The sequence below is a fragment of the Pseudoalteromonas sp. Isolate6 genome, assembly GCF_022398435.1.
GTDB classification, from domain to species: domain Bacteria; phylum Pseudomonadota; class Gammaproteobacteria; order Enterobacterales; family Alteromonadaceae; genus Pseudoalteromonas; species Pseudoalteromonas galatheae.
In genome coordinates, this window is the sequence record NZ_JAKEVK010000187.1 from 1 (window position 1) to 9,233 (window position 9,233).

Annotated in this window: 6 protein-coding genes and 1 pseudogene; 4 read left to right on the forward strand and 3 right to left on the reverse strand. The window is 42.1% G+C overall.

Going from position 1 to position 9,233, the window contains the following annotated elements:
* Positions 1-64 precede the first annotated feature (64 nt).
* Complete coding sequence (locus L1D50_RS18595; RefSeq protein WP_239966570.1) at positions 65-1,378, forward strand: TIGR00366 family protein; 1,314 nt, start codon at positions 65-67, stop codon at positions 1,376-1,378.
* Positions 1,379-1,408: 30 nt separating this feature from the next.
* Here L1D50_RS18595 and L1D50_RS18600 read toward each other — a convergent pair whose 3' ends face one another.
* Complete coding sequence (locus L1D50_RS18600; protein WP_128727556.1) at positions 1,409-2,419, reverse strand: site-2 protease family protein; 1,011 nt, start codon at positions 2,417-2,419, stop codon at positions 1,409-1,411.
* A 210-nt stretch (positions 2,420-2,629) separates the two neighbouring features.
* Here L1D50_RS18600 and L1D50_RS18605 point away from each other — a divergent pair, with 210 nt between their 5' ends.
* Positions 2,630-3,838 carry an EAL domain-containing response regulator gene (locus L1D50_RS18605; RefSeq protein WP_102055961.1) on the forward strand — a complete coding sequence of 403 codons (1,209 nt, stop codon included), beginning with the start codon at positions 2,630-2,632 and terminating at the stop codon, positions 3,836-3,838.
* On the opposite strand, the gene L1D50_RS18610 is transcribed toward L1D50_RS18605, so the two are convergent.
* On the reverse strand, positions 3,822-4,949 hold the full coding sequence (locus L1D50_RS18610; protein WP_162847792.1) for a hemolysin family protein: 1,128 nt from the start codon (positions 4,947-4,949) through the stop codon (positions 3,822-3,824). The two genes, L1D50_RS18605 and L1D50_RS18610, sit on opposite strands and share 17 nt — an antisense overlap.
* A 166-nt stretch (positions 4,950-5,115) precedes the next feature.
* On the opposite strand from L1D50_RS18610, the gene L1D50_RS18615 reads away from it, so the two are divergent.
* Complete coding sequence (locus L1D50_RS18615; RefSeq protein ID WP_138521448.1) at positions 5,116-7,569, forward strand: prolyl oligopeptidase family serine peptidase; 2,454 nt, start codon at positions 5,116-5,118, stop codon at positions 7,567-7,569.
* A 227-nt stretch (positions 7,570-7,796) separates the two neighbouring features.
* Positions 7,797-8,492, forward strand: a complete 696-nt coding sequence (locus L1D50_RS18620; protein WP_128727554.1) for a response regulator transcription factor — start codon at positions 7,797-7,799, stop codon at positions 8,490-8,492.
* A gap of 43 nt (positions 8,493-8,535) precedes the next feature.
* On the opposite strand, the pseudogene L1D50_RS18625 reads toward L1D50_RS18620, so the two are convergent.
* A pseudogene (locus L1D50_RS18625) lies at positions 8,536-9,140 on the reverse strand (ATP-binding protein); the annotation flags it as partial.
* Positions 9,141-9,233: the final 93 nt, after the last annotated feature.

Consider the following 9,233-nt stretch of genomic DNA (forward strand, 5'->3'; position numbering starts at 1 on the left):
ATATTATGATGCGTAATTCAATCACTTTGATTTACATAAAATAATAATGAAAACAGGATGTCTTATGCTTGGCAAGTTTACCACCCCACTAACAAAATTAGTCGACAAGTATCTACCCGATCCATTTGTGATTGTACTTTTACTCACTTTTTTGGTGATGGTACTCGCCACATTGTTTACGCCGGCAACGCCTGTCATGGTGCTTGAGGCATGGGGTAATGGTTTTTGGAAGCTACTTACTTTTGCGATGCAGATGTTGTTAGTTTTGTTATGTGGTCACATGCTTGCCGTTACCCCTCCAATAGCAAAAGCGCTAGGCCGTATCGCAGGCCTAGCTAAAACTCCCTCTCAAGCAATTATACTCACCACCTTTGTTGCGATGAGCGCCAGCTGGCTAAATTGGGGATTTGGCTTAGTAGTCGGGGCTTTGTTTGCAAAGGCCATCGCTCGAAAAGTGAAAGTCGATTATCGCTTGTTAGTGGCTAGTGCTTACTCTGGTTTTGTTGTTTGGCACGCAGGCCTATCAGGCTCAGTCCCTCTGACTATCGCAACCCCGGGCCACTTTAGTGAAAAGAGCATCGGTATTATTACCACTTCAGAGACAATCTTTGCACCATTTAACCTGCTCATCGTACTCAGTATTTTTATCGTTTTACCACTTATAAATAAACTGATGCTGCCCAAAGATGATGACGCAGTTATTGTTGATAAAGAAAAGCTCATTGAACAAAGTAATGATATCAGTAACCGCGATACTCCGGCTGCAAAATTAGAAAATGCCTCATGGCTTGGTATGTTAGGAGGAGCACTCGGTCTTGGCTACTTGGGCTTTTACTTTATTTTAAATGCAGGCACATTGACATTGAATATCGTCATAGCCCTGTTTTTGTTCTTAGCCATGCTGCTACACAAAACCCCTGCAAATATTCTTAATAGTCTACAGCAAGCAATTCAAGGTGGTGCCGGTATCGTGATCCAGTTTCCTTTTTATGCTGGGATCATGGCTATCATGGTCGAAACAGGACTAGCGCAACAAATATCTCAAGGATTTGTTTCTATTAGCAGTCAATGGACATTACCGCTGTGGAGCTTTTTAAGTGCAGGCTTTGTAAATATATTTGTGCCTTCAGGTGGCGGCCAATGGGCAGTACAAGCACCAATTATTATTCCCGCAGCAGAAGCGCTTAATGCAGACATAGCCAGAGTCGCGATGGCAGTTGCTTGGGGTGATGCTTGGACTAACCTGATCCAGCCATTTTGGGCACTCCCGGTACTTGCAATTGCAGGCCTTAAAGCCAAAGATATTATGGGGTTTTGCCTAATACAATTGCTGGTAACAGGTGTAATTATCGCAACTTTATTGTTGCTGCCCCTGTAAGAAGGTGCGTAATGCACCTTCTTACACAGGTTAACTTGATAAAATTTTCATTGGTAAGCTTAGGATTGGATTCTCTGAATCAGCAAAATGCATCATCACCGCAACATGACCTGTAATAACAACTATATACATAATGGCGCTGACCACTTGCCCATATCGGTCTAGGGGTAATAAGTGACTGTAATTACGGCCACGCCACTCGATCAGGATTTCAAAACTACCAATCAAAATGAATATTACCAGTAGGATTAAGCCAAAGGTGTAACTTATCCAAAGGCCGAATAATACCCCAGCCATACACGCCAATAACCCCACCCAAGAGCGCATTGAAAAGCTTATGCTTTTTAGAACATGCCCACCATCTAACGGCAAAATGGGTAGTAAATTGAATAAGTTCAACAGTGCACTTAATACTGCAACACCAGCAAAGATTTCCATCTCTGTCGCGTAATATAACACCACTCCAAGGATTGAGGTTATCAACCCAAATGCCGGTCCCATCAACGAAATAACTACATCTTGCCAGCGGGTCGTGATCTTATCGTCACTTACAGCCAGTCCACCAACGAAAGGGATCAAATAGATGCCTTTTGTTTTAATCCCAAAATAGCGCATAGCGCGGACGTGGCCATATTCATGAACGACTAAGCAAGCCACAAGCATAAGCGCAAACTGCCAAGAAAATAGCCATGCGTACCCTGCCACGGACGCGCCAGCCAAGGCAGCTTTAACCACTTTGGCACTTTTAAATAACTTTAAGCCCAATGCCGCCAAACCAAATAAGCTGCGTTTTTCTTTAGGTGTTTCAGTGCTCACTTCAAGCCACTGAAGTTCAGCTCCATTTACTGCAATCCCAAGTAACCCCTGAGGTAACTGCTCTGTATTTACCGCCAGTGCTTGTCCATCAATGGTCGCTAAAATGCCATTATGTTGCTCTTCAAAGGTAATCGCTTGCTGCTCGACAAAAAGCTGTACTACTTGTTGTTGGTTAAAAAAGATAGATACCGCTTTGTCCGCTAGCGAAAGCTCGACTCTATTCATATTCAGATCCAAAGGTCATTTGGGGCATTATCGCTAAAAGCGTCCGCTTCATAAAGTGCTGCCGAAATCTGAATTAGAAAAATGCAGGTAAAGTGTCATTATTGCGCTTCAAATTGAGTAAAAATCACCTTTTAAAGCGTTTTGAGATTTGAGCACTTTAAATTATTTGTACTAGACTTTAAGGAGGTAAGGTATACGAAGGAATTGTTAATGTCATTAGCAAAACATCGGATAATGGTAGTAGATGATTCACCCGCGATCCTAGTTGTAATGCAAGCTATTATGACTGAGCTTGGCATTGAGCATGTCACAACCTGCTCAAGTGCGGTAAACGCTGTAGAAAAAATACGGCAGACTCCTCATCAATTTGACGCCATTTTTACAGATCTCAATATGCCCGAAATGGATGGCATGGAGTTTATTCGCCAACTGGGAGAGCTAAGGTTCTCTGGCGGCATTATTATTATTTCCGAAATGGACGAGAAGATTATTGATCTAGCAACCAACCTTGCCAGACAGTCCAATGCACATCTTATCGGCAATATTTCCAAGCCCGTACAATTGGTTGATGTCGAGCGCATGCTCAAAAAAATGGAGACATATACCACTGTAAAACGTAGCCGCATTGAAAAGGTGACCGAAAGCGATCTTTTGCATGCCATTAGTCACAACGAAATTACACCTTACTATCAACCAAAGGTTCACCGTGGTGACAAAAAGATAAAAAGTGTCGAAGTGCTAGCCCGTATTGTGTCTAAAAATACCGAGCAGGTCATTTTACCTGACCATTTCATTGGCGTAGCCGAAGATACAGATCTAATCAACATCATTACTTTCCAGCTTTTTGAAAAGGCGACGGATGAATTCAAAGCAATCAAGTCTGAGCTTAATTATCCGATTAAAATGGCCTTTAATTTATCGCCTGTGCAATTAAATGATCTGAGCTGCCCAGATAAACTGGCACTTATTCTAGAAATAAACCGCTTAAAGCCTAGTGATATCATTTTAGAAATTACTGAAAATCAACCGATGAATCAGTCTATTCAACTGGAAACAATGAACCGGTTACGGATCCGGGGATTTGATATTTCTTTAGACGACTTTGGTACTGGATTTACCAATATTCAGCAATTAAAGTCTTTGCCGTTTACCGAGATCAAAATCGACCGCTCTTTGATAACCCATGTGGAATCCGATCGCTTTTCACAGGTACTTATCGACAGCTTAATCGACATCGCACAAAATCAACAGTTAGACATAGTAGCTGAAGGTATAGAGCGGATTGAAGAGCTACAATACCTTGACCGCTACAAGCATAGCCTGTTAATGCAGGGCTTTTTAATCAGTAAACCTAAACCACTAACAGACCTAGTAGGGTGGATACACTCTTGGCAGCGTATGATTAATTCGAACCCTTAACCTCTGGAGAGGGTGTTTCCTCTCCGTCGCTTTGTGCTTCAGGCGTTTCTCCAGCTTCGTCACTGTCTTCAATCAAATTATCATGATTATCTACGCGCTCTCGCCACTTTTGCTTAGCTGCTGCCTGCATATTGGTAGTTTGCTCTCGCTCATCAACAATATCCATTCCCATTAATGATTCAAGCAAATCTTCTAATGTCACTATACCTTGTACATCGCCATATTCATCAATAACAAGCGCAATGTGTAGACGCTTTGCCAGTAACGCTTTGAATAGCTCTGGCGCAGCTAGCGTTTCTGGTACGGTGTAAAGAGGTCGCGATAGCTTACCAATTTTATAGTCTTCTCCAAGCCTATGATAAGCAAGCATAATGTCATTCTTATGTACAAAGCCGATGATGTCGTCTGTATTTTTATCAAATACCAACACCCGAGAAAAAGCAACCGAGCCATGTTCAGACAAATACTCGTGCACTGTCATATCTTTATGCACCTTAAATAACACCGTTCTCGGTGTCATGATGCTTTCTAGTTTGGCATGACGAAAACGTAATAAACTACGAATGGTTTCAGTCTCGTCCTGATGCAGTGCACCAGCTTCAGAGCCTATTTCCGCCATCGCTTCGATTTCTTGACGAATATAGTGAGCCTCATCTTCTTTACGGCCTATCACTTTTGTTAACTGATCCGACATCCACACAAATGGCTTTAAAATTCGAACTAACCATATCAACGCGCTTGAAACAATCGGCGTTAGTCCGCGCCAATAAGTCGCTCCCAAGGTCTTCGGAATGATTTCTGATAGAACCAACACCAGCAGTGTCATCACTGCCGACGCAATACCGACAGCTGCATCTGAAAATACCACTGCAGCTTGCGCTCCAACACCTGCCGCACCGGCAGTATGTGCAACTGTATTTAACGTTAAGATAGCCGATAAAGGCTGATCGATATTGTCTTTTAGGCGCTGAACTCGCGACGCTAATGCATCGTTTTCTTGCTTTAAGATCCCTATATGACTTGGCGTAATACTGAGCAGCACCGCTTCCATCACTGAACAGATAAAAGAGATCGCTATTGCCAAAAACATGTAGGTTAATAAAAAAACCAAGTAAATTCTCCTCTTAATTCAACGCTAAAACATTACTTAAACACATTCGTTGCTTTGCTCTTCAACACAGACTATTAAATTTAGGACGTCTATCGCAGCAATACAACCAGTTCAAAATACTATGATATAGTTTTATCGTATAATTACCTACAATAGGCGCACATAAATGAAACTACGTACAGCCGTTACTCTACTATTTACGGCAGTCTCAGCACAACTTTCAGCAAGCCCATTAGACGAATCAAAAATACAATTTTTGGGTCCCATCGCAGGCGAATCAACAATAAAGCCAGCGGATACAGCTCATCGTGATGCAATTATTGAAAACCTGCTACCATCATTACAACAAGACGCCAAACAGGTAACGCTATTCAATAATGAAAGCAAATGGCAAGCACTGAATAAAGTATCTCAATTAACGATACCTGGACTGCAGGCTCTGAAATTTAATTTCACTACTCAACGTTTTGTCTCTGGCAAACTCAAGCTTGAGGGCATCGAGAAAGCCAAAGTATTTCTAAATGGAGAGCCGGTCTCAGGTGTTAAAGAAGTTCAGCTTGATGTAGTCAAGGGCGATCATCAAATCCTCGTTATCGCCGAGCAGGTAAATGACTGGAATAAGGTTGATCTTAGCTTTGAAGGTGAAGCAGCGCATGACATTATCACGCTGACAGAAAAACAAACCAAAGCGCTGTCTGCAAAGCAGTTGTTTGATGCTCCAACAGTGAGTGCTATCTCACTTTCACCTAACGGCGAATATTACATTTCTACCGTACGCCACTACGATGATGAAAAAGGCAACTCAGCAATCACCGAAACTGCTTTATATAATGAAGATGGTGACATGCTTTACAGTTTCGATGGTATGAGTGCAAATAGCTTTGCATGGCGTGATGACAGCAGCAAGCTCACTTATTTAAAAGATAATAAAGCTTACACCCTTGATGTAAAAACCTTTAAACGTACTCAAGTTGCTACTAAGCTCAATGGCGCAAATAGTATCGAGTTTTTTGATAATGATACGCTTATTTTTGCGTGGACCAACAGCGGCAAAGAAGAAGGCAAACTGACTAAACATTATCAAGGATTAGAAGATAGATGGTCATATGCCCGCACTCAATCGCAAATCTTCTTACTCGATATCAAAAGTGGGCTACTTAATCCTGTGACCGTTGGCGCACAAAGCCACAGCTTGGCCGACTTTGACGCACAAGCAAACACGGTTTTAGCAACGCGTAATAAGCAAGACTATGCGCAACCACCTCACATGCTGACGGAGTTGGTAGAAATCGATCTATCAAACAATCAGCAAAATGTCATTGGCCAATACCGTACATTTAGTGGTGCTCAATACACTAAAAATGGTATTTATGTAACTGCAGGTCCTGATTTTGCTGAAGGTGCGGGGCGCAACTTACCTGAAGGTATGCTCGCGAATAACTATGATGGTCAACTTTATTGGATAGATCGCAAAGGCAACAATGTAAAAGCACTGAGTAAAAACTTTGATCCAGCCATAGGCAGCTTTACCGTACTCAATAATGGCGATGTGGTACTGAAAGCGACTGACCAAGATCGTCAACAGCTTTTCTTTTTCGACGAAAGTAAATCTACTTTCAAACGCTTAAATACCGGACTGGATGTTGTCGCAAATTATTCAGTGTCTAGTGAACGTAATCCAGAGATCTTATTCACAGGAACTACGGCATCAACTCCACAGCAGTTAAAAACCATGTCTGCCTCAGATAAGCGAGCTGACACGCTCTGGGACTCAACAAATATCGCATACCAGAATGCGGAAATTGCCAATCTCGAAGAGTTTAATTTTACTAATACTGAAGGCGTGGAGATTAAAGGCCGTGTGTATCTACCACACGATTTAGACAAAGCTAAAAAATACCCAGCACTTGTTTATTACTACGGCGGCACTTCTCCAGTGACTCGTGGCTTTACAGGGCGTTACCCCTTTAACTTATGGGCAGCAAAAGGCTATGTGGTTTATGTCTTGCAACCAACCGGTGCGACGGGTTTCGGTCAGAAATTCTCAGCAGAGCACGTCAATGCTTGGGGTGAACACACTGCTAATGATATCATCATGGGTACCAAAGAGTTTGTGAAAGCCTACCCTTTCGTTGATGATAAGCGTTTAGGTAATTTAGGTGCTTCTTATGGCGGCTTCATGACTATGCTGCTAACAACAAAAACTGATTTGTTCTCAGCTTCTATCTCACATGCTGGTATTTCTAATATTACCTCATACTGGGGCCAAGGCTGGTGGGGTTACTTGTATTCTGGCGAGGCTTCAAAAGGAAGTTTTCCCTGGAACAACCCAGCACTTTACTCACAGCATAGCCCGGTATTCAATGCGGACAAAGTAACAACACCATTACTGTTAATTCATGGCGACGCAGATACCAATGTGCCGCCAGGTGAAAGCCATAATATGTATACCGCCTTGAAGATCCTTGGCCAAGATGTTGAATTGGTCGAATACAAAGGCGCAGATCACCAAATTTTGGCTCGTGACCAGCGTTTCCATTGGTGGAACACCATGCTGGCTTATTTCGACAAACATTTAAAGCAAGAGCCACAGTGGTGGGAACATCTATACGGTAAGTAATCAACGCTAGGCGGCACTCTGTGTCGCCTTTTTTTGTTTAGTGAAGCAGCAATCAAACATATCATTGTATATAATTTAACAATAAAATTAAGTTCCCTCTTGATCGAACTAGACTGTCAGGTTAACGTGCCAGATATAGAGTTGTAAGAAATCGTTTCATACACTTCCAAGCAGCGATCTCTGAGTGTTATATTAACGACAATTAAACAACAATTAACAGTGAAAACATGAGCATAAAGGTTTTATTAGTTGAAGATGATGAACTCTTAGCAAAGCGGCTGTGTAGTCACTTTGAAAATACTGAGTTTAGTATCACTGTAGACAATACGGGTGCTACTGCACTTGAGCTTATTCAATCTCAAACCCAAAACCCATTTGTACTTGCCATTGTTGATGTTGTGTTACCCGCCACTGATGGCCTACAGCTCGCAAAAGAAATTAATACCTTATCGGATCTCGGAGTGATCATGCTTTCCAGCCGGGACTCTCAGGCCGATAGAATAGCGGGCCTTGCGCAAGGTGCTGATGACTACGTCTGTAAGCCTGTTGATACGCTTGAGCTTGAACTGCGTATGCGTGCCTTATACAAACGTTTAGTTGGTAATAAAGACGATGAATCGGAAGAGTTTATCGAATATGCTGACTTTAAACTACATCCTGATAATCGTACCTTAATTAATCAACATGGTATTGAATCTCGACTTACCGAAGCAGAGCATAAAGTATTAATTTGTCTTATTTCTAATGCAGGAAGGGCAACATCCAGAGAGCGTATTTCAGAAGACATTGGGCAACCTGATTGGAGCCCAAGTGACAGAACGGTTGATGTATTAGTTGGCCGACTACGCAAAAAACTCGGCGATGAAAAAGAGCAAAAACGCATTGTGACGGTTCGTGGTAAAGGCTATATGTTGTCGGCTTAACCTTTACCAATAATACACTCCCTATCTATTGAAATGCTGTTAGCTAATACTGTGTTAACTGAGCTAATAACCTCTCCAGCGCGCGATAACTAAGTGCTTCCTTTAAATGTGATAAGCTAATATTAGGTGTCGAGCTCAGATCCGCTATGGTACGTGCAACCTTGATTATTCGATGATATGAACGTGGTGATAGCTTTAGTTTTTCTGCAGCCTTTGCTAGAAATAAGCGTTCAGCATCAGCAAGATAGCAGATATGATTTAGCTCTTTTACACTCAGTTGATCGTTACATTTTCCCTGACGTGCTAAAGCTGCTTTATAAGCCTGCTCCACCCTAGCCCTTATTGTCGTGCTAGACTCTCCATCGCTCTGGGATTGTAGCTCTTCTGTTTTTAGACGAGGTAATTCTACCTGTAGATCTATTCGGTCTAAAAATGGACCTGAAATCTTAGCCAAATAGCGCAATACTTGATCTGGAGACGCTCTTTTATCAGTGTAACAACCTGTAGGGCTGGGATTTAATGCTGCGATCAGTTGAAAGTTTGCAGGGTAATCAACTTGCCGAGCTGCGCGCGAAATCGTTACCATGCCCGTTTCCATCGGTTCACGTAATGAGTCCAGCACCTTCCTATCAAATTCTGACACCCCTCACTCTATTTGAGAACCTAACTTCGAATTATCATTATTTTAGAATTACTAAAGTCGCTTTTCATGATAATACAATTCATATTAAATGATAGTAG

Coding starts and splice junctions, on each gene's coding strand:
- L1D50_RS18595 (WP_239966570.1), top strand. CDS start 65: ATGCTTGGCAAGTTTACCACCCCACTAACAAAATTAGTCGACAAGTAT.
- L1D50_RS18600 (WP_128727556.1), bottom strand. CDS start 2,419: ATGAATAGAGTCGAGCTTTCGCTAGCGGACAAAGCGGTATCTATCTTT.
- L1D50_RS18605 (WP_102055961.1), top strand. CDS start 2,630: ATGTCATTAGCAAAACATCGGATAATGGTAGTAGATGATTCACCCGCG.
- L1D50_RS18615 (WP_138521448.1), top strand. CDS start 5,116: ATGAAACTACGTACAGCCGTTACTCTACTATTTACGGCAGTCTCAGCA.
- L1D50_RS18620 (WP_128727554.1), top strand. CDS start 7,797: ATGAGCATAAAGGTTTTATTAGTTGAAGATGATGAACTCTTAGCAAAG.